Origin of the sequence: Haloferax marinisediminis (assembly GCF_009674585.1) — an archaeon.
Taxonomy (GTDB): Archaea; Halobacteriota; Halobacteria; order Halobacteriales; family Haloferacaceae; genus Haloferax; species Haloferax marinisediminis.
In genome coordinates this window covers 318,558-339,195 of record NZ_WKJP01000001.1, presented here as the reverse complement: position 1 = coordinate 339,195, position 20,638 = coordinate 318,558, and the positions used below count along the sequence as shown (strand labels likewise).

19 protein-coding genes and 1 tRNA gene are annotated in these 20,638 nt (G+C 62.1%); 18 read left to right on the top strand and 2 right to left on the bottom strand.

Annotation, left to right across the window (positions count from 1 at the left end; translation table 11 throughout):
- Positions 1–59 precede the first annotated feature (59 nt).
- From GJR98_RS01805 to GJR98_RS01765, 9 genes are all read left to right on the top strand, one after another.
- Positions 60–287: a DNA-directed RNA polymerase subunit H gene (locus tag GJR98_RS01805; protein WP_058571323.1), complete on the top strand. Its 228-nt coding sequence runs from the start codon at positions 60–62 to the stop codon at positions 285–287.
- Positions 284–1,849, top strand: a complete 1,566-nt coding sequence (locus GJR98_RS01800) for a DNA-directed RNA polymerase subunit B'' (RefSeq protein WP_151134876.1) — start codon at positions 284–286, stop codon at positions 1,847–1,849. The genes GJR98_RS01805 and GJR98_RS01800 overlap by 4 nt, the downstream gene beginning before the upstream one ends.
- A gap of 1 nt (position 1,850) precedes the next feature.
- Entirely contained in the window at positions 1,851–3,680 is a 1,830-nt protein-coding gene (gene rpoB / locus GJR98_RS01795; RefSeq protein ID WP_151134874.1) for a DNA-directed RNA polymerase subunit B, read from the top strand.
- Positions 3,681–3,692: 12 nt separating this feature from the next.
- Complete coding sequence (locus GJR98_RS01790; RefSeq protein ID WP_151139363.1) at positions 3,693–6,617, top strand: DNA-directed RNA polymerase subunit A'; 2,925 nt, start codon at positions 3,693–3,695, stop codon at positions 6,615–6,617.
- Positions 6,610–7,869, top strand: coding sequence for a DNA-directed RNA polymerase subunit A'' (gene rpoA2, locus GJR98_RS01785; protein WP_151134872.1), 1,260 nt, complete (start codon positions 6,610–6,612; stop codon positions 7,867–7,869). The genes GJR98_RS01790 and rpoA2 overlap by 8 nt, the downstream gene beginning before the upstream one ends.
- A gap of 2 nt (positions 7,870–7,871) precedes the next feature.
- On the top strand, positions 7,872–8,291 hold the full coding sequence (locus GJR98_RS01780) for a NusA-like transcription termination signal-binding factor (RefSeq protein ID WP_151134870.1): 420 nt from the start codon (positions 7,872–7,874) through the stop codon (positions 8,289–8,291).
- A gap of 58 nt (positions 8,292–8,349) precedes the next feature.
- A complete protein-coding gene (locus GJR98_RS01775) occupies positions 8,350–9,231 on the top strand; it encodes a mechanosensitive ion channel family protein (RefSeq protein ID WP_151134868.1) in 882 nt (293 codons plus the stop codon).
- A 184-nt stretch (positions 9,232–9,415) separates the two neighbouring features.
- Positions 9,416–9,844 (top strand): 30S ribosomal protein S12, encoded by a 429-nt coding sequence (locus tag GJR98_RS01770; RefSeq protein WP_004058161.1) that lies wholly within the window; start codon positions 9,416–9,418, stop codon positions 9,842–9,844.
- A 2-nt stretch (positions 9,845–9,846) separates the two neighbouring features.
- Positions 9,847–10,461: a 30S ribosomal protein S7 gene (locus GJR98_RS01765; protein WP_151134866.1), complete on the top strand. Its 615-nt coding sequence runs from the start codon at positions 9,847–9,849 to the stop codon at positions 10,459–10,461.
- Positions 10,462–10,586: 125 nt separating this feature from the next.
- Here the strand turns inward: GJR98_RS01765 and GJR98_RS01760 are convergent, their stop codons facing one another.
- Entirely contained in the window at positions 10,587–11,342 is a 756-nt protein-coding gene (locus GJR98_RS01760) for a DUF5781 family protein (protein WP_151134864.1), read from the bottom strand.
- 189 nt (positions 11,343–11,531) lie between these two features.
- Here GJR98_RS01760 and GJR98_RS01755 point away from each other — a divergent pair, with 189 nt between their 5' ends.
- Positions 11,532–13,715 (top strand): elongation factor EF-2, encoded by a 2,184-nt coding sequence (locus tag GJR98_RS01755; protein WP_151134862.1) that lies wholly within the window; start codon positions 11,532–11,534, stop codon positions 13,713–13,715.
- Positions 13,716–13,821: 106 nt separating this feature from the next.
- Here the strand turns inward: GJR98_RS01755 and GJR98_RS01750 are convergent, their stop codons facing one another.
- Positions 13,822–13,998, bottom strand: a complete 177-nt coding sequence (locus tag GJR98_RS01750) for a hypothetical protein (protein WP_154269681.1) — start codon at positions 13,996–13,998, stop codon at positions 13,822–13,824.
- Between the two features lie 144 nt (positions 13,999–14,142).
- On the opposite strand from GJR98_RS01750, the gene GJR98_RS01745 reads away from it, so the two are divergent.
- The 8 genes from GJR98_RS01745 (at position 14,143) to GJR98_RS01710 (ending at position 20,608) form a co-directional block, all read left to right on the top strand.
- Entirely contained in the window at positions 14,143–14,724 is a 582-nt protein-coding gene (locus GJR98_RS01745; protein WP_151134860.1) for an amino acid-binding protein, read from the top strand.
- On the top strand, positions 14,721–15,674 hold the full coding sequence (locus GJR98_RS01740; protein WP_151134858.1) for a homoserine dehydrogenase: 954 nt from the start codon (positions 14,721–14,723) through the stop codon (positions 15,672–15,674). Before GJR98_RS01745 ends, GJR98_RS01740 begins: the two co-directional genes overlap by 4 nt.
- Before the next feature lie 191 nt (positions 15,675–15,865).
- The gene (gene tuf / locus GJR98_RS01735) at positions 15,866–17,131 is read left to right on the top strand and encodes a translation elongation factor EF-1 subunit alpha (RefSeq protein ID WP_151134856.1); all 1,266 of its coding nucleotides are present in this window, start codon (positions 15,866–15,868) and stop codon (positions 17,129–17,131) included.
- 2 nt (positions 17,132–17,133) lie between these two features.
- On the top strand, positions 17,134–17,442 hold the full coding sequence (rpsJ, locus tag GJR98_RS01730; protein WP_151134854.1) for a 30S ribosomal protein S10: 309 nt from the start codon (positions 17,134–17,136) through the stop codon (positions 17,440–17,442).
- 248 nt (positions 17,443–17,690) lie between these two features.
- Positions 17,691–17,762, top strand: a tRNA-Ala gene (locus GJR98_RS01725).
- A gap of 448 nt (positions 17,763–18,210) precedes the next feature.
- Positions 18,211–19,800: a PAS domain-containing protein gene (locus GJR98_RS01720; RefSeq protein ID WP_151134852.1), complete on the top strand. Its 1,590-nt coding sequence runs from the start codon at positions 18,211–18,213 to the stop codon at positions 19,798–19,800.
- Between the two features lie 129 nt (positions 19,801–19,929).
- Positions 19,930–20,142: a hypothetical protein gene (locus tag GJR98_RS01715; RefSeq protein ID WP_151134850.1), complete on the top strand. Its 213-nt coding sequence runs from the start codon at positions 19,930–19,932 to the stop codon at positions 20,140–20,142.
- Between the two features lie 85 nt (positions 20,143–20,227).
- On the top strand, positions 20,228–20,608 hold the full coding sequence (locus tag GJR98_RS01710) for a hypothetical protein (RefSeq protein ID WP_151134848.1): 381 nt from the start codon (positions 20,228–20,230) through the stop codon (positions 20,606–20,608).
- Positions 20,609–20,638: the final 30 nt, after the last annotated feature.

Below are 20,638 nucleotides of genomic sequence, written 5' to 3'. Positions count from 1 at the left end.
TCCCAAAATCTGCCGTAGTATCCCGTGACAGCTTCTTCCAGCACCCAGCAGCACCATACATGGTAGACGTAAGCCAACACACACTGGTTCCAGAACACACTGTCCTCGACGACGAGGAAGTCGAGAGTGTGTTACAGGAGTACAACGTCGAGAAGACGAATCTCCCGAAAATCAAGAGGAAAGACCCGGCGCTCCCGGACGATGCAGAGCCCGGTGACGTCATCAAGATTGTCCGGAATTCGCGAACGACCGACAAAGCAGTCGTATACCGACTGGTGATCGAATGAACCGACAAGCGCGACGCGAGGTCTCTCGCAAGTACTTCTCTGAAGAACGGCTCGCTGAACATCACTTCCGCTCGTTTAACGCGTTCCTCGAACGCGGCATGTCCGAGGTCGTCGAGGAGAAGGCGACCATCGAGACCGACATCGGTGACAAAGAGGGCGAAGAACCGGTCTACGTCGAACTCGGTGGCGTCCGCGTCGAGACGCCCCGTGTCCGCGAAGCCGACGGTTCCGAGGAACTGCTCTTCCCGCAGGAAGCGCGCCTGCGCAACATCACCTACTCCGCCCCCGTGTTCATGGAGATGTCCATCGTCCGCGGCGGCGAAGAAGAAGAGGAAGTCGTCGTCGACACGGCAGAGACCAAGGTCGGTCGGATGCCCATCATGGTCGGCTCCTCGAAGTGTAACATCGCAGAACTCACCGACGAGGACCTCGTCGAAATCGGTGAAGACCCCGTCGACCCCGGTGGCTACTTCATCGTCAACGGCTCCGAGCGCGTGCTCATGACCTCGGAGGACCTGGCGCCGAACAAGATTCTCGCCGAGTACGACACGAAGTACGGCGACGAGATTCAGGTCGCCAAGACCTTCAGTCAGCGCCGTGGCTACCGCGCACTCGTTCTCTGTGAGCGCAACCGCGAAGGACTCCTCGAAGTGTCGTTCCCATCTGTCTCGGGGAGCGTCAACTTCGTCACGCTCGTCCGCGCACTCGGACTCGAATCCGACGAGGAAATCGTCCACCGCGTCTCCGACGACCCGGAGATTGTGAAGTTCATGCTCGAGAACCTCGAAGAGGCCGACGTTCAGACCCAAGAACAGGCCATCGAGGCACTCGGAAAGCGCGTCGCTGGCGGACAGGGCAAGAACTACCAGCTCAAGCGCGCCAACTACGTCATCGACCGCTACCTCCTTCCGCACCTCCACGAAGAAGGTGCCGAAGAAGAGGAAGTGCGCATGAACAAGTCGTACTACCTCTGCCGCATGGCCGAGGCGTGTTTCGAACTCGCACTCCAGCGCCGCGAGTCCGACGACAAAGACCACTACGCCAACAAGCGCCTCAAGGTGTCCGGCGACCTGATGAAGGACCTGTTCCGGACGGCGCTCAACAAGCTCGCACGCGACGTGAAGTACCAGCTCGAGCGTGCGAACATGCGTAACCGTAATCTCACGGTCAACACCGTGGTTCGGTCTGACGTTCTCACCGAACGTCTCGAACACCCCATCGCGACGGGGAACTGGGTTGGTGGCCGCTCCGGCGTCTCCCAGCTCGTCGACCGCACCGACTACATGGGTGTGCTGTCTCACCTGCGCCGCCTTCGCAGTCCGCTTTCGCGGTCGCAGCCTCACTTCGAGGCACGCGACCTGCACGCGACCCAGTGGGGTCGCATCTGCCCGTCTGAGACGCCAGAAGGGCCGAACTGTGGTCTGGTGAAGAACTTCGCGCAGGCGATGGAGCTCTCTCAGAACGTCGAAGACGAACAGGCACTGAAACGAGAACTTGCGTCGATGGGTGTCGAGGGTATCCCCGGCATCGACAGCATCGACCCCACACCTGCAGACGACTAACATGGCTCAGGCACAGCGAGAAGCGAAAGTATACGTCAACGGTAGTCTCGTCGGGACGCACCCCGACCCCAACCAACTCGCAGCGCAGATTCGCGAGGCACGTCGCCGCGGCGACGTCAGCCAGATGGTGAACGTCTCCGTCAAGGAGCGCACCCGCGAAGTGATCATCAACGCGGACGCCGGGCGTGCCCGTCGTCCCCTCATCGTCGTCGAAGACGGTGAACCGCTGCTCACGGACGAACACGTCGAAGCACTCGAAAACGACGAACTCGACTTCGAGGACCTCGTCGACCGTGGACTCGTCGAGTTCATCGACGCCGAGGAAGAAGAGGACATCTACGTCGGCGTCGACGAAGACGAACTCAACGAAGACCACACCCACCTCGAAATCGACCCACAGCTCATCTTCGGTATCGGTGCCGGGATGATTCCGTACCCGGAACACAACGCCTCGCCGCGTATTACGATGGGTGCAGGGATGATGAAGCAGTCGCTGGGGATTCCGGCCGCGAACTACCGTATCCGCCCGGACACCCGCCAGCACCTCATGCACTACCCACAGCTCTCGATGGTCAAGACCCAGACCACGGAGCAGATTGGGTTCGACGAGCGCCCGGCTGCACAGAACTTCGTCGTGGCCGTGATGTCCTACGAGGGGTTCAACATCGAGGACGCACTCGTCATGAACAAGGGCTCTGTCGAACGTGCCCTCGCTCGCTCGCACTTCTTCCGGACCTACGAAGGCGAAGAGCGTCGCTACCCCGGTGGACAGGAAGACCGCTTCGAGATTCCGTCGCAGGACGTGCGTGGCGCACGCGGTGAAGACGCCTACTCGCACCTCGACGAAGACGGTCTCGTCAACCCCGAGACGGTCGTCGACGAGAACTCCGTGCTCCTCGGCAAGACCTCGCCGCCACGGTTCCTCGAAGAACCCGACGACATGGCAGGTCTCTCGCCGCAGAAGCGCCGCGAGACGTCTGTCACGATGCGCTCCGGTGAGTCCGGTGTCGTCGACACCGTCACGCTCATGGAGGGCGAAGATGGCTCGAAACTCGCCAAGGTCTCCGTTCGTGACCAGCGAGTTCCGGAGCTCGGTGACAAGTTCGCATCCCGCCACGGACAGAAGGGTGTCGTGGGCCACTTGGCACCACAGGAAGACATGCCCTTCACCGCCGACGGTGTCGTCCCTGACCTCGTTCTCAACCCGCACGCACTGCCGTCGCGCATGACGGTCGGCCACGTGCTGGAGATGCTCGGTGGCAAAGTCGGCGCACTCGAAGGACGCCGCGTCGACGGGACCGCCTTCCAGGGCGAAGACGAACACGAACTCCGCTCCGCGCTGGAAGAACGCGGCTTCATGTCCTCCGGGAAGGAGGTCATGTACTCCGGTGTCACCGGCGAGAAGATCGAGGCCGAAATCTTCGTCGGCATCATCTTCTACCACAAGCTGTACCACATGGTGAGCAACAAGCTGCACGCCCGTTCGCGTGGTCCCGTGCAGGTGCTTACCCGCCAGCCGACCGAAGGTCGCGCCCGCGAAGGTGGCCTTCGTCTCGGGGAGATGGAGCGTGACACCGTCATCGGGCACGGCGCCGCGATGGTGCTGCAAGAGCGCCTGCTCGACTCCTCCGACAAGGAGAAGGTGTACATCTCCGCCGACACCGGCATGGTCGCCGTCGAAGACCGCGACCAGCGCCGTATCTACGACCCCGTCACCGGCGACGAGGACAACATCCACGAAATCGACATCAGCTACGCGTTCAAGTTGCTCCTCGACGAGATGGTGGCACTCGGTGTTCGCCCACGAATCGAGCTCAAGGACGCGGTCTAACCACACATGTCAATGCAGACACCCAAAGAAATCGGCAGTATTCAGTTCGGGTTGATGGACCCGGAGACGTACCGAGACATGTCCGCGACGAAGGTCATCACCGCGGACACCTACGACGACGACGGCTACCCAATCGACATGGGTCTCATGGACCCACGTCTGGGCGTCATCGACCCCGGTCTGCAGTGCCGCACCTGCGGCCAGCACTCCGGGTCGTGTAACGGGCACTTCGGTCACATCGAACTGGCCGCACCCGTCATCCACGTCGGCTTCACGAAGCTCATCCGCCGCCTGCTCCGTTCGACCTGCCGTGAGTGTGGCCGCCTCGCGCTCACGCAGGAAGAAGCAGACGAGTACCGAGACAGCCTCAAGCGGACGAAGGAACTCGGCGACGACTGGAGCGACGTGATGAAGTCGGCAGTTCGGCAGGCCCGCAAGGCCCACCGCTGTCCCCACTGTAGTTCCCCACAGCACGACATCAAACACGAGAAGCCGACGACCTACTACGAGGTCCAGAACGTGCTCGCCGGCGACTTCTCCGAGCGCATCGCCTCCGCGATGCAGCCGGACCCTGACGACGAGGACGACGAAGGCATCTCGCCGGTCGACCTCGCGGAGAAGGCCGACCTTCCCGCAGACCGCATCAATCAGGTCCTCGCCGGAGAGTTCCGTCCTGTCGGCGACGACCGCAAGGCGCTGGAGAAGGCCCTCGGCATCGACCTGACCGAAGAGGACATGAACAAGCTGATGCCCTCGGACATCCGCGACTGGTTCGAGGACATCCCGGACGAAGACCTCATCACGCTCGGTATCGACCCCGACCGGTCGCGCCCCGAGTGGATGATTCTCACTGTGCTTCCGGTCCCGCCGGTCACGGCTCGACCATCGATTACGCTCGACAACGGGCAGCGCTCCGAGGACGACCTGACCCACAAGCTCGTCGACATCATCCGCATCAACCAGCGGTTCATGGAGAACCGTGAGGCCGGTGCGCCACAGCTGATTATCGAGGACTTGTGGGAACTGCTCCAGTACCACGTCACCACGTTCATCGACAACGAGATTTCGGGCACGCCGCCGGCACGCCACCGCTCCGGTCGCCCGCTCAAGACGCTCAGTCAGCGCCTGAAGGGGAAGGAAGGTCGCTTCCGTGGCTCCCTGTCCGGGAAGCGTGTCAACTTCTCCGCGCGTACCGTCATCTCGCCGGACCCGACGCTCTCGCTCAACGAGGTCGGTGTCCCGGACCGCGTCGCGACCGAGATGACCCAGACGATGAACGTCACCGAGCGGAACATCGAGGAGGCCCAGCAGTACGTCCGCAACGGCCCCGAGAAGCACCCCGGTGCGAACTACGTCCGTCGCCCTGACGGCCGTCGCCTGAAGGTGACCGAGAAGAACTGCGAAGAACTCGCAGAGAAGGTCGAACTCGGCTGGGAGGTCAACCGACACCTCGTCGACGGTGACATCGTCATCTTCAACCGGCAGCCATCGCTGCACCGGATGTCCATCATGGCGCACGAAGTCGTCGTGATGCCGTACAAGACGTTCCGCCTGAACACTGTCGTCTGCCCGCCGTACAACGCAGACTTCGACGGCGACGAGATGAACATGCACGCCCTCCAGAACGAGGAGGCTCGTGCCGAGGCACGCGTCCTCATGCGTGTCCAAGAGCAGATTCTCTCGCCGCGCTTCGGTGAGAACATCATCGGCGCCATTCAGGACCACATTTCGGGAACGTACCTGCTGACGCACGACAACCCGCAGTTCGTCGAGACGCAGGCGCTCGACCTGCTTCGTGCGACGCGCGTGGACACGCTCCCCGAGCCCGCAGGCGAAGACGAGGAAGGACGACCCTACTGGACGGGTCAACAGATCTTCTCCGAACTGCTCCCCGACGACCTCGACATGGAGTTCACGTCGAAGGTCGGCGACACGGTCCGTATCGTAGACGGACAGCTCGTCGAGGGGACCATCGACGAAGACGCAGTCGGTGCGTTCGGTGGCGAAATTGTCGACACGCTGGCGAAGGACTACTCGAAGACGCGCTCGCGCATCTTCATCAACGAGATTGCCTCGCTGGCGATGCGCGCCATCATGCACTTCGGTCTCTCCATCGGTATCGACGACGAGTCCATCCCGGAGGAGGCGACGGCGCAGGTCGACGAGGCCATCGACGCCGCCTACGACAAGATTCAGGAACTCATCGAAATCTACGAGAACGGCGAACTCGAGTCGCTGCCGGGCCGCTCGGTCGACGAGACGCTCGAGATGAAGATTATGCAGCGCCTCGGCAAGGCACGTGACTCTGCTGGTGAAATCGCCGAAGACCACTTCGCAGAGGACAACCCGGCAGTCGTGATGTCCAAGTCCGGTGCGCGTGCATCCATGCTCAACCTGACCCAGATGGCTGGTTGTGTCGGTCAGCAGGCAGTTCGGGGCGAGCGCATCAACCGTGGCTACGAGGGTCGTACCCTGAGCCACTACCAGCGAGGTGACCTCTCCGCCGACGCTCACGGATTCGTCGAGAACTCCTACCGCGCCGGCCTCACCCCGCGTGAGTTCTTCTTCCACGCGATGGGTGGTCGTGAGGGTCTCGTCGACACTGCAGTCCGTACCTCGAAGTCCGGATACCTGCAGCGTCGTCTCATCAACGCACTGTCCGAACTCGAAGCGCAGTACGACGGCTCTGTCCGCGACACGTCGGGCACCATCGTCCAGTTCGAGTTCGGTGAAGACGGAACGAGTCCGGTGAAGGTGTCGTCGAGCGAGGACACGCCGATCGACGTTGACGCCATCGCCGACCGCGTCCTCGAATCCGAGTTCAAGTCCGAAGCGGACAAAGAACGCTTCCTCGGGGAACGCGCACCGCCGACTAACCTCTCCGAACACGCAGAACCGCGCGTCAGCGCCGGTGCGGAGGTAGAATCCGATGACTGAGAACGTAGACATCTCCCAATACGAGTACGTCGACGAGAACATCGCCGACGTCGTCGAGTCGAAAGAACTGACTCGACGCCTGAAGGACCGCATCTACCAGACCATCGAAGACCGCGAAGGCGTCTCGCCCGAGCAGGCCACTGAAATCGCACAGGCCGTCGAGACGCGCTACATCGACACGCGCGTCGACCCACTCGACCCCGTCGGGACCGTCTCCGCGCAGTCCATCGGTGAGCCCGGAACGCAGATGACGATGAACACGTTCCACTACGCGGGTGTCGCAGAAATCGACGTCACGCAGGGGCTCCCCCGTCTCATCGAACTCGTGGACGCGCGCAAGACGCCCGACACGCCGATGATGACGGTCTACCTCGACGGCGAGTACGCTCAAGACCGGAGTCTCGCCCACCAGGTCGTCTGGGACATCGAGTCGACGAAGATTCTCGCACTCGGTGATATCTCGACGAACGTCGCCGACATGGTCGTGCAGGTCAACCTGAACGACGAGACGCTGCTCGAACGGTGGCCAACCTACGACGACGAAGGCGTCGTCGCGAGCGAGATTGCAGACACCATCGAGGACGCCCTCGGTGTCAAGACGCGCCGCGAAGGCACGCTCATCGAGTTCGGTCCCGAGAGCCCGAGTTACCGCCGTCTCCTCCAACTCGTCGAGGAACTGCGCGACATCGTGTTCAAGGGTATCGAGGAAGTCTCGCGCGTCGTCATCCGCAAGGAGCAGAACGACGAGACGGACGACGAAGAGTTCGTCCTCTACACCGAAGGGTCGGCCTTCGGTGACGTCCTCTCCATCGAGGGCGTCGACGCCTCTCGGACGACCTCGAACAACATCCACGAGGTGCACAAGCAGCTCGGTATCGAGGCCGCTCGCGAGGCAATCATCAACGAGACGATGAACACGCTCAAAGAGCAGGGTCTCGACGACGTGAACATCCGTCACCTGATGCTCGTCGCCGACATCATGACCAACGACGGCACCATCGAGTCCATCGGTCGTCACGGTATCTCTGGGTCGAAGGACTCCGTCCTCGCCCGTGCCGCATTCGAGGTTACGGTCAACCACCTGCTCGACGCCGCGATTCACGGCGAAGAGGACGACCTCGACGGCGTCATCGAGAACGTCATCGTCGGCAAGCCGATTGCCATCGGTACCGGTGACGTCGACCTGCGGATGGGCTCGCTCGACGTCGAAGACGCCGAGGCCAACGCCGCACCCGAACCGTCGGACGACTAACGATGAAAGTCACGCTGTCGGATACGGCACGCCGATACATCGCCCTCTTCGAGGACGAAACCGGCGCGACGGCGACCGACTGTCTCGTCTTCGACGACCGCGTCGTCTTCCTCGTCTCGGCGGGGGAGATGGCGACAGCAATCGGTCCGGGCGGTCGAACCGTCCAGTCGGTCGAACGACGCATCGGCCGGACCGTCGAACTCGTCGAAGACGCCGACACGCCGGAAGCGTTCGTCGCGAGCGCGCTCGCTCCGGCCGCCGTTCGACACGTGACGATTTCACAACAGAACGACGTCGTCGCCTACGTCGAAGTCGCCGAAGAAGACCGCGGGGTCGCGATTGGCGCTCACGGGAAGACCATCGACACCGCGCGCGAACTGGCCCGTCGTCACTACGACATCGACGACATCCAGTTGACGTAGGGCGGCCACGCATTCGGGCGACCACACGTTTTTGTCCGCCGCGTGCGGCGGAGTAGATATGTTGACACTTCGACCAGTAGTGGCCGCTCTCTTCGGGCAGGTCGGCCTCGGGGAGCTCACGGTGTACGAAGACGTCGCCGGTGCGGGCGCGGGATTCGTCTTCGGCGCAGTCGTCGTCTACCTCCTCGGGCGACTCGTCTTCGTCCCCACCGTCACGCGAATCGTGAGCGCTCGCAACCAGAACAACCCGACACTGGAGACGGCGACGCGGACGTACACACACGCACTGGTCGTCCTCGCTGCTGGCCTCGCGGGTCTCGTCGGCGCAGGCTACGGGTCGTTGTTGACCGACACTGCGCTCATCATCGCGGCGTTGACGCTCGTATTCGGCGTCGCTGGACAGGAGGTCATCGGCGCGCTCATCAGCGGTCTCTTCCTCGTCGCCGACCCGGATTTCAACGTCGGTGACTGGATTGCCTGGTCCGGTGGCGAAGGTGTCGTCGAGGCAGTCGACTTTCGCGTCACACGCGTACGGACGATGAACAACGAGACGATATCGGTCCCGAACACCGAACTCACGACGAACGCGCTCCTTCGACCGTACGGAAGAGAGCGCTACCGAGTCACCGAACGAGTCGATATCGCCTACCGTGACGACGTCGAACGCGCGCTTCGCGAACTCGTCGAAGTGGCGCGAGCAGACGAGCGAGTGTTGGACGACCCGTCGCCGAACTCACGCATCGTCGAATTTGCGGAGAGTTCTGTCGCCGTCAAAGCTGAGTTCTGGGTCGCCTCACCGATGGACGTGAATCTCATCGACGTCCGGTCACAGTTCAGGCGGCGTGTGAAGTTGCGGTTCGACGAGGTTGGTCTGACACTCGGTCCGGCGTCGGGTCGAGAGGTCAGTGGCCGCCTCGACGTGGACCTCGTGGGTAATTGACACACGAAGGCGAAACAACTCACTCTCCGGGCAGTTCAGTCCCTCTTCGCAGACGAGCGGCCGTCGTTTGAACTCACGAAACGGCCTCAGATTCGTTCTTAGGGGTCGCTAATCGGCGCTGAACCCGTCTCGTCGGATTCGAAAAGGGAGGCTTAAGTAGCTCCATCTGGAAATCACGTTCACTATGGCGAACGGCAAATACGCCGCGCGCAAGCTCAAGAAAGACCGGCAGAAGCGACGCTGGTCCGACTCTGAGTACGCGCGCCGTGAGCGCGGTCTCGGCAAGAAGTCCGACCCGCTCGAGGGTGCCCCGCAGGGTCGTGGCATCGTCCTCGAGAAGGTTGGTATCGAAGCAAAGCAGCCGAACTCGGCAATCCGGAAATGTGTCCGTGTTCAGCTCATCAAGAACGGGAAGCAGGTCACCGCATTCTGTCCCGGTGACGGTGCAATCTCGTTCATCGACGAGCACGACGAAGTGACCATCGCCGGTATCGGTGGCGCGAAGGGTCGCGCGATGGGTGACCTTTCGGGTGTCAACTACAAGGTCGAGAAGGTCAACGGTGTCTCGATGATCGAACTCGTCCGTGGAAACGCTGAGAAGCCGGTGCGCTAACCATGTCTGAGAGCGACGCCCCCGAACCCGACTCCCCCGCAAGCAGCGAGGAAGCGAACCAGAACGCGCTTCTGTTCGGTGTCTGGGACTGCTCCGAGATGGAGTTCACCGACCCCAGCATGAGCCGCTACATCAAGGCGACGCCGATTGCCCACACGATGGGCCGTCACGCCTCGAAGCAGTTCCAGAAGAGCGAAATCAGCATCGTCGAGCGCCTCATCAACCGTCTGATGCAGACGGAAGATAACACGGGCCACAAGCAGAAGACGAGCAAGATCGTCAAGGAAGCGTTCGAAATCGTCAACGAGCAGACCGAGGAGAACCCGGTTCAGGTCCTCATCCGCGCCGTCGAGAACGCCGGTCCCCGCGAGGAGACCGTCCGTCTCAAGTACGGTGGCATCTCGGTCCCGCAGGCCGTCGACGTCGCACCCCAGCGCCGTGTCGACGAAGCACTGAAGTTCATCGCACAGGGCACCCTCAAGGGCTCCTACAAGTCGAAGACGAGCGCCGCCGAGGCGCTCGCGCAGCAGCTCATCGGTGCCGCTGACTACGACGTGCAGGCGTACGCTATCTCGCAGAAAGAAGAGAAAGAGCGCGTCGCAGAAGCGGCCCGATAATCTCTCTCCCTCTTCGTTTTTCACTCCGCTCGAGCGGCCGCGCTGTCTGGCCGTCTGCGCGTTCAGTCTGGTCGCCTGCTCGCGTTTCGTCTGACCGTTTACTCGTTCTGTCTCGCGGTTCTCTCTCAGTCGGCCGCGACGTTCGACCCGACGACGTAGTTCTTCACCACGTCCACGAGCGTGCGCCGGTACTCGCTCTTCGAGGGGTCGGTCGCGAGGGTTCTGAAGTGTTCTTTGAACGTCTCCAACGACACCGACGGCGCGTCGTCGGCAGCGGCGTGCGCGAGGTCGTAGAGTCGGTGGGTTGGGGCGATGAGGTCGTGGCGTTCAGCTAATGCGAGCGCGAACGCCGCGTTCACAGCCGTAATCTCTGGGTCCGACCCGGTGGTGACGAGTTGTGACCCCGGTCGTCCAGTCGGTCGTGGGCGGTCCGCGAGTGCGGCCGCGAGTTGTGATTCGAGGAACTGAACGAGTTTGTCCGCGGGCGCGACGGCGAGCGTGAGGTCGTCGGCGTAGATGTCCTTGCAGTGGTTCGCAATCTGGTAGCAGTGAGCGAGTTTTCGCCGTTCGACCGTGCGTCCGGTGAGGGCGAGAAAGACGGCTTCTCGTGTGGACTGGTAGTGGGAGGCGTGGCCTTCCTCGTTGCGGGCCATGTGTGAGAGTTCGTGGAGGGCGAGTTCTCGACTCATCGCACTCGTCGCGACCTGTCGCGAGATGTTGAGGACGTGGTGGTCCTGATAGTGGGCGGCCCACGTGCGAGAGTCTGGGTCGTCACGCACGTGCACGAACACTGGGTATTCGAGGTCGAACTCGGTTTCGAACAGGTCGGCGGCGCTCAAGAACGGGTCTGCAGGGGCGCCTCCGAGCACACGGAGGTCCATTCGTATGTGTGTAATGTTATCAACCAACATGACTCTTCCGCCGGGTGACCACGGACGAGACAGTGTTAACGACACTCACGCTAGCGTGACAGAAATGCTCATACCCCGGCAGTAGAACGGTTGACAAGGGCAAATCCGCTCGGCAAAAACACTACTCTTTTGACCCTCCTGCCGGTAGGCCTCTGTATAATGGGCCGACGAAAGAAAATCGTCCAGGAATGTGAGAAACTGATGGACAAGCCGGAACAGATCCGGAACATTGCCATCGCAGCTCACGTCGACCACGGGAAGACGACCCTTTCGGACAACCTCCTCGCGGGTGCCGGCATGATCTCTGACGAGACTGCTGGTCAGCAGCTCGCGATGGACACGAAAGAAGACGAACAGGAACGCGGTATCACCATCGACGCAGCAAACGTTTCGATGACCCACGAGTGGAACGACCAGAACCACCTCATCAACCTCATCGACACGCCGGGCCACGTCGACTTCGGTGGCGACGTGACGCGTGCGATGCGTGCTGTCGACGGTGCACTCGTCGTCGTCGACGCTGTCGAGGGCGCCATGCCGCAGACCGAGACGGTTCTGCGTCAGGCACTCCGCGAGGGCGTCAAGCCGGCCCTGTTCATCAACAAGGTCGACCGCCTCATCAACGAACTGCAGGAAGGTCCTGCGGAGATGCAGCAGCGTCTCCTCGACGTCATCTCCGACGTCAACGAACTCATCCGTGGGATGACCGAAGAGAAGGACTACGACTGGACTGTCTCCGTCGAAGACGGGACCGTCGCCTTCGGGTCCGCCCTCTACAAGTGGGGTGTCTCCATGCCGTCGATGGAAGAGACCGGTATCTCCTTCGGCGACATCATCGACCTCGAGCGCGCCAGCAAGCGGCAGGAACTCCACGAGCGCACGCCGCTCTCGGACGTCGTTCTCGACATGGTCGCAGAGCACTTCCCCAACCCGCTCGAAGCCCAGCCCCGTCGTATCCCGACGGTCTGGCGTGGTGACTCCGAGACCGACCTCGCGCGCCAGATGCGCGAAGTCGACGACGACGGCGAAGTCGTCTTCATGGCGACCGACATCTCGATGGACCCCCACGCGGGCGAAATCGCGACGGGTCGCCTGTTCTCCGGTACCATCCGCAAGGGTCAGGAGCTCTACGTCTCCGGTACCGCAGGCAAGAACCGCGTCCAGTCCGTGGGTGTCTTCATGGGTGGCGAGCGCGAGGAACTCGACCGTGGTGTCCCCGCAGGGAACATCGCAGCAGTCACGGGTCTCCGTGACGCCATCGCCGGTTCCACCGTCTCGTCCGTCGAGATGACGCCGTTCGAGTCCATCGAGCACATCTCCGAGCCTGTCATCACGAAGTCCGTCGAGGCAGAGCGCATGGACGACCTGCCGAAGCTCATCCAGACGCTCCAGCAGGTCGCGAAGGAAGACCCGACCATCCGCATCGAGATTAACGAGGACACGGGCGAGCACCTCATCTCCGGTCAGGGTGAACTCCACCTCGAAGTCATCACGCAGCGTATCCGCGACAACCAGGGCATCCCGGTCCGCACCGGTGAGCCGATTGTCGTCTACCGCGAGCAGGTCCAGGGTCAGTCCCACGAAGTCGAGGGTGTCTCCCCGAACCGCCACAACAAGTTCTACATCACGGCGGAACCCCTCTCGCAGGACATCGTCGACTCCATCAAGCTCGGCGAAATCTCGATGGACATGCCCGAACTGGAGCGCCGTGAGGCACTGCAGGAAGCCGGCATGGACAAGGACACGTCCCAGAACGTCGAACACATCCACGGGACGAACATCCTCATCGACGACACGAAGGGTATCCAGCACCTCAACGAGACGATGGAACTCGTCATCGAGGGTCTCGAAGAGGCACTCGACGACGGTCCGCTCGCCGCGGAACCCGTTCAGGGTACGCTCCTCCGTCTCCACGACGCGAAGCTCCACGAGGACACCATTCACCGCGGTCCCGCACAGGTTATCCCTGCAACGCGTGACGCGGTCCACCGCTCGCTCATCGCGGGTCAGGTGAAGCTCCTCGAACCTATCCAGAACGTCCGCATCGACGTTCCGTCCGACTACATGGGCTCGGCATCCGGCGAGATTCAGGGTCGCCGTGGCCGCGTCGACGACATGTACCAGGAAGGTGACCTCATGGTCATCGAGGGTATCGCACCCGTCGAAGAGATGATTGGATTCTCCTCCGACGTCCGCTCCGCGACGGAAGGTCGCGCCTCCTGGAACACGGAGAACGCTGGCTTCCGCGTGCTCTCGGACAACCTCCAGCGCGAGAAGATTATGGAGATTCGCGAGCGCAAGGGCATGAAGCTCGAGCTCTCGCAGGCAATCGACTACATCTAAACAGCGCACTCCAGCGCCTTCTTTCGTTTATCGGCCCGCCAGCGACTGCACCGTCACGAGTTCCGGTGCGTCAGTTGGCACCACGTTCGTCGCTCGCGTCTGTTCGCTAACTGGCCGTCTGTCCGCTGTCGCCGTCCGTCTGTCTGCCCTCGTGTTCGCCCATTCGTGACTCGTCCTGCATCTGAAACACGGCGAGTCGAACCTTCAGCATGTCATACACGACGGGTCGCGTCTTCACCGTGTGATGTGCCATCACGCGGGCGTCGTCGGCAAGGCGTGTCACCTGCGAAGGCTTATACCTCGTGGCCGAATGACCATCACATATGCGTAGGGGCACGTATCCCGACTCCTGGCGCGTCGACGCGGAACCACGGCTGAGCAACGCGTCGCCGACAACACTGTCGGGACGGCCCACGGAGGTGGGACGATGAGCACACAAGACATCGACAGCGAACGCGATGCCGAGGCAGAGGCCGAAACCGACGGCGGTGGCGAGATGCCGAAGCCACACACGGTTCGACTCGAACTCGTCGACGAACCCGGCCAACTCCTCGCTGCGCTCCAGCCCATCGCCGAAAACGGGGGTAACCTGCTTTCGATATTCCACGAACGCGGAAACCTCACCCCGCGTGGTCACATCCCGGTCGAAGTCGACCTCGAGTGTCCGCCAGACCGATTCGCGGGCATCGTCGACGCCCTCCGCGAGGCCGGTGTCAACGTCATCCGCGCGGGTGCGGAGCACTTCGGTGAAGAGGTGACGCTCATCCTCGTCGGCGACCTCGTCGACTCCGACCTCTCCGACACGCTCCATCGCGTCGAGGCGTGCGCAGACGCGACGGTGAAGGACCTCTCGCTGTCCGCACCGGACGGGACGCAAGAATCGTCCAGCGCGCGCCTCAGGCTCGCTGCACGGGCAGGCAAGACCGAGGAGGCGCTCGCCGTCGTCCGCGAGATTGCAGCGGAGAAAGAGTTGCACGTCATCGAACCGCTCACGGAGGAGTCAGCATGACGCTCCGACTCGCGGTCCTCGGTGCCGGTGCAGTCGGTGGGTCCGTCCTGGACCTCGCCGGCGAGTACGGTCACGAAGTCGTCGCGTTCGCCGACTCGTCGTCGTCGGTCTCTGACCCGACGGGTCTCGACCCGCAGACGGTCCACGACCGGAAAGAACGCGAGGGCGTCGTCGGCGACGACGACCCAGAGGCGCTGTTCGACACCGACTACGACGTGCTGGTCGAGGCGACGCCGACGACGCTCGGTGACGCCGAGCCCGGCTTCTCACACGTCGAGCGCGCACTGGCCGACGACCGACACGTCGTCTTGGCGAACAAGGGGCCAGTCGCAGAGCGCTACGCGGACCTGCGCGCACTCGAAGCGGAGAGCGAAGGCCGCGTCCAGTTCGAAGCGACCGTCGGCGGGGCGATTCCAGTCCTCTCGACGATATCTGACCTCGGCGCCGACCACGTGACCGCCGCACGCGGCGTGCTCAACGGCACGGCCAACTTCATCCTCTCGCGCATGGCCGCAGAGGGACTCGACTACGAGCACGTCCTCGCGGAGGCGCAGGACCTCGGCGTGGCCGAAGCGGACCCGTCGTTCGACGTCGACGGCATCGACGCCGCGCTGAAGTTCGTCATCCTCGCCAACGTGCTGAGCGACGGCGAGGCAGAGTACCGACTCAACGACGCGGAGGTCGAAGGGATTCGGAACGTTCCCGGCACGGCGCTGGACCTCGCTGCGGAAGACGGGCGCACGGTCCGTCTCATCGGTGAGGCGACTTCCGACGGCGTGCGCGTGGCTCCGCGACTGGTCCCACAGGGTGCCGCGCTGGCTGTCACGGGGACGCAGAACATCGTCCAACTGGAGACGGAACATGCTGGCCAGTTGAACGTTAGCGGCCGTGGTGCCGGTGGTCCGGAGACTGCAACGGCGGTCCTGTCCGACGTCTCCCGACTCGAATAACCCGATTTTCGGCCTTTACAGGCCATCTCGTGGCGTCTCGACCAGTCGAAGAGACTCACCGGTTTGTGACTGTGGTATGGTTCCGCAAATCGCAGTACGGCGCTTAGACGGCCCGTAGACCGTATCGAAATCGTTTTAGGGGTTTCAACAAAAACACTCCCCACAGAGCGCCTTAGCGCGTGAATACACCAATGAGCGACAAACCCCACCAGAATCTGGCCATTATCGGCCACGTCGACCACGGTAAGAGTACGCTCGTCGGCCGACTCCTGTTCGAGACCGGTTCCGTCCCGGAACACGTCATCGAGCAGCACCGAGAAGAGGCCGAGGAGAAAGGCAAGGGCGGATTCGAATTCGCCTACGTCATGGACAACCTCGCAGAAGAGCGTGAGCGCGGTGTAACGATCGACATCGCACACCAGGAATTCGACACTGACGAATACTACTTCACCATTGTCGACTGTCCCGGTCACCGCGACTTCGTCAAGAACATGATCACCGGTGCTTCGCAGGCTGACAACGCGGTTCTCGTCGTCGCTGCTGACGACGGTGTCGCACCTCAGACCCGCGAGCACGTCTTCCTCGCACGTACGCTCGGTATCGGCGAACTCATCATCGCGGTCAACAAGATGGACGTCGTCGACTACAGCGAAGACACGTACAAGGAAGTCAAGGAGCAGGTCGGCAAGCTCCTCAAGCAGGTCCGCTTCAACTCCGACGACGCGACCTACGTGCCGATCTCCGCCTTCGAGGGCGACAACATCGCCGAGCGCTCCGACAACACGTCGTGGTACGATGGCGACATCCTCCTCGAAGCACTCAACAACCTGCCGGCACCGTCCCCACCGACGGACGCTCCGCTCCGTCTCCCCATCCAGGACGTCTACACCATCTCCGGCATCGGTACCGTCCCTGTTGGACGTATCGAGACGGGTACCCTCAACCCCGGCGACAACGTCTCCTTCCAGCCGTCTGACGTTGGCGGCGAAGTGAAGACGGTCGAGATGCACCACGAAGAAGTCGACAGCGCGGGCCCCGGTGACAACGTCGGGTTCAACGTCCGTGGCGTCGGCAAGGACGACATCCGCCGTGGCGACGTCTGTGGCCCGGCTGACGACCCGCCGAAGGTCGCCGAGACGTTCAAGGCTCAGGTCGTCGTCATGCAGCACCCCTCGGTCATCACCGCTGGCTACACGCCGGTCTTCCACGCCCACACGGCGCAGGTCGCGTGTACCATCACCGAGATCAACCAGAAGCTCGACCCCGCGTCGGGTGAGGTTGCTGAGGAGAACCCGGACTTCATCAAGTCCGGCGACGCTGCTATCGTGACGGTCCGTCCGCAGAAGCCGCTCAGCATCGAGCCGTCCTCCGAGATCGCCGAACTCGGCAGCTTCGCTGTCCGTGACATGGGTCAGACCATCGCGGCCGGCAAGGTGCTCGAAGTCAACGAGCGATAACGATGCAACAGGCACGCGTTCGGCTCGCCGGCACGAGTCCGGAAGACCTCGACGAAATCTGCGACGACGTCCGCGAAATCGCGAACAAGACGGGCGTCAACCTCAGCGGGCCGATCCCGCTGCCCACGAAGACGCTCGAAATCCCGGCCCGCAAATCGCCTGATGGCGAAGGGACGGCGACGTGGGAGCACTGGGAGATGCGCGTCCACAAGCGTCTGATTGACCTCGACGCTGACGAACGCGCGCTGCGCCAGCTGATGCGCGTCCAGGTCCCTAACGACGTCAGCATCGAGATCGTCCTCGAAGACTAACCCACACGGTCTGTCCACTTCGGACACACCGTTCGTGACGCATTCCGTCACATTCGCGGCTGTCGAGGCGCGCGTCCGGAGGACTCTGCCTCCGAGCTGGTATCAGCGCTAAGGCGCGTGTCATCTCACTTCGATTCGACACGCCGACACACACGCCCATAATCGCCAGACGGAACGGGCTGTTATCGCACGCCCAGTGACCAGCGAAACATAGGGTATAAGTGTATCCCACGACTCCGTGGGAATGAGGGCTCGTAGATCAGTGGCAGATCGCTTCCTTCGCAAGGAAGAGGCCCGGGGTTCAAATCCCCGCGAGTCCATCTCCTTCGGTCGTTTCACTCCCTTAGTCGATGGACTCGCTTGCCCCCGTTCACTTCGTTCACGGGGACCCCGCGAGTCCACTACCATTTTCGCGACGCTACCCACAGAGACGTGAGTCCGTCAAGACTCCGTCTCAACACTTCGGTGTCAAGTCGTGAATGTCCGAGTGGGGGATTTGAATCTGGGAATGAGCTCAACTCCCATTACACCCCGCAAGGAGCACGACACCAATCACGAAGAGCGCTCGCCAGTTGGAGGGCATGGCCACTCCAAACGTGTCATACTAATAATAAGTGTCTTGTGTGGCAGCCCATTGGAACCACGCTCAGACCGAAATATTCGGCGGTAGAACTGCTTTTTCGGACGACGCAAACGCTGCGACGAAAGGCCAACACCCGGACAGGTAGAGCAGAATGACTATAACAGCCAATCCAGAACAGCAGACACATGGCTGGCACGATTCGAGTATTGCACGTCGACGACGACCCGTATTTCACGGAGCTGACGGCAGCCTATCTCGAACGCACGAACGAACATCTCAGCGTCGTGTCGGCCACGCGTGCTGAAGACGGCCTCGCTCGACTGTCCGAGACCGACGTCGACTGCATCGTCAGCGACTACGACATGCCCGACCAGACGGGCATCGAGTTTCTGGAGGCGGTCCGCGAGACGCACCCCGAACTCCCGTTCATCCTCTTCACCGGGAAGGGCTCAGAGGAAATCGCGGCCGATGCAATTTCGGCCGGTGCGACCGAGTACATCCAGAAAGAGACCGGCACCAGCCAGTACACCGTTCTCGCGAACCGAATCACGAACAGCGTCGCGCAGGACCGCGCTCGCCGTCGCTCGGAACGTGCCAACCACCGGCGTCGCCAGACGCTCATGCGAATCACCGACGGATTCGTCGAGATGGATGCCGACCTCACGGTCACGGACGTCAACGAACAGACGGTCGAACTGACGGGACTCTCGCGTGAGAAACTCGTCGGGATGAACTATCAGCGACTCATGGCCGTCGACGACTCGAACGCGTCTGTCGAGGGGTACAAGGAGGTCATCGAGACGGGCGAACCACGCATAATCGAAGCCAAGTCCGACATCAAGCCAACTCGGTGGATCGAAGAACGAATCTTCCCGGCGAAAACCGACGAGAGCATCTACGTCTACTTCACCGACGTTACAGAGCGAAAACGCCGAGAACGACAACTCCAGACGCGAACCAGACAACTGCAGGGAATCCTCGATAGCGTGCAGGCAGCACTCTGGATGCGCGACACGGACCACCGGTTCATGCTGATGAATCAGAACTACCGGGAGTTGTTCGATATCGACAGCGACCTCGACGTCGCTGGCACGCCGGTTGACGACCTGCTCGGTGCGGATATCGCCGAACTGTTCAAAGCGCACGACAAGCACGCGCTGTCGGTGGGTGAACCAGTCGAAGTCGAAGAAACACTCGAGACGACGTACGGTACGCGCGTCTATCTCGCGAGAATCACACCGTTGTTCGACGACGATGGAGAGCCATTTGCCACGGCCGGCGCTGCCGTCGACATAACGAGGCGGAAAGAGCGTGAACAGACACTGACCGCACTTCACAGCGCTGCGCAAACGATGGAGCAGTCGAGCGACGAACAGACCGTCTACGAGACGCTCGTCGAGACGGCCGAGAACGTGCTGAACTTCGACCTCGTCGCGGTCGACATCGAACAGGACGGCTACCTCGTTCAGGAAGCGTGGAAGCTCAAAGACGACGACAGCGGCTACTACGAGCGAACGTCGCTCGACTCGAACGACACGTTCGCGGTGCGAGCGTACAACAGTCAGGAGACGAGTATCGTCGACGACCTTCGAGAGTCCGACATCACGCCGGCAGACACAGACTATCGGTCGGCGATGACCGTCCCCATCGGGACGTTCGGAACGTTCCAAGCGGTGTCAAGCGACGTCGGCGCGTTCGACGAGTACGACCAGGAGTTCGCCGAACTCCTCGTCGACCACGCGCGGGTAAAACTCGAGCAACTCGGCGGCGACTGAGACTGACGAGCGTGACGACTGGGTGACTGACGAGCGTGACGACTGGGTGACTGACTCCGTACCAGTCTGAGCGCACACGCTCCGTGGTCGCCCCAGAAGGATTTCGTCGCTTCGACCCGAAGGGAGACTGTGTTCGAGACCCCATCGCCCACTCACGGGTACGTCCCTGTCGTCCTCGTGTTCTGGGTCTACGTTCTCCTCGTACTCGGTCTCACGCTTACACTCCGTGAACTCGGGATGCCTGCAGCGTGGACGCTGTACGTCTTCGTCGGCGTCGCTGTCCTCCTCCTCAAACCGTTCGTTCCGCTCTTCAGACGGTACGTTCCCGGCACCGACTCGTAGTCCCTCGATTCCACTTTCGCTAAACCAACCACTTTCACTCCGCCCTTGGCGGACCCTCTTTACACTCCACTCCGACGACAGGGGTATGGAAACAGGACACGGCGTCCCACCGTCGGACCCAACCGCGCTGTTTCGAGACGTCGTCTCGACGCTCCGTGAGACGCGTCGTGGGGTCTACCAACACCGTATGGCGCAGGCGCTCCTCCAGAAGGACGCCAGCGGGTCGCGGTTGGTCGCACTCGGTGAGGACAGCGAACGAGCAGTGTTCTTCAACCCGGCCTCGCAGACGCTGGAATCGGTTCCGTTCGACCGTGACGGCACACACGAGGACGACGCCGAAGTGCTCTCACGTCGACTGAGCGACCCGGCGACGTGGGTCGAGCGGAACGTCGCAGAGTTGGCGTGGATTCACCCACACTTCCGCTGGGCGTGTGGACTGGACGGCGACGACCGAGTTCGAACGTGACGGATGTCCAACCGTGAAGAATTATACGCT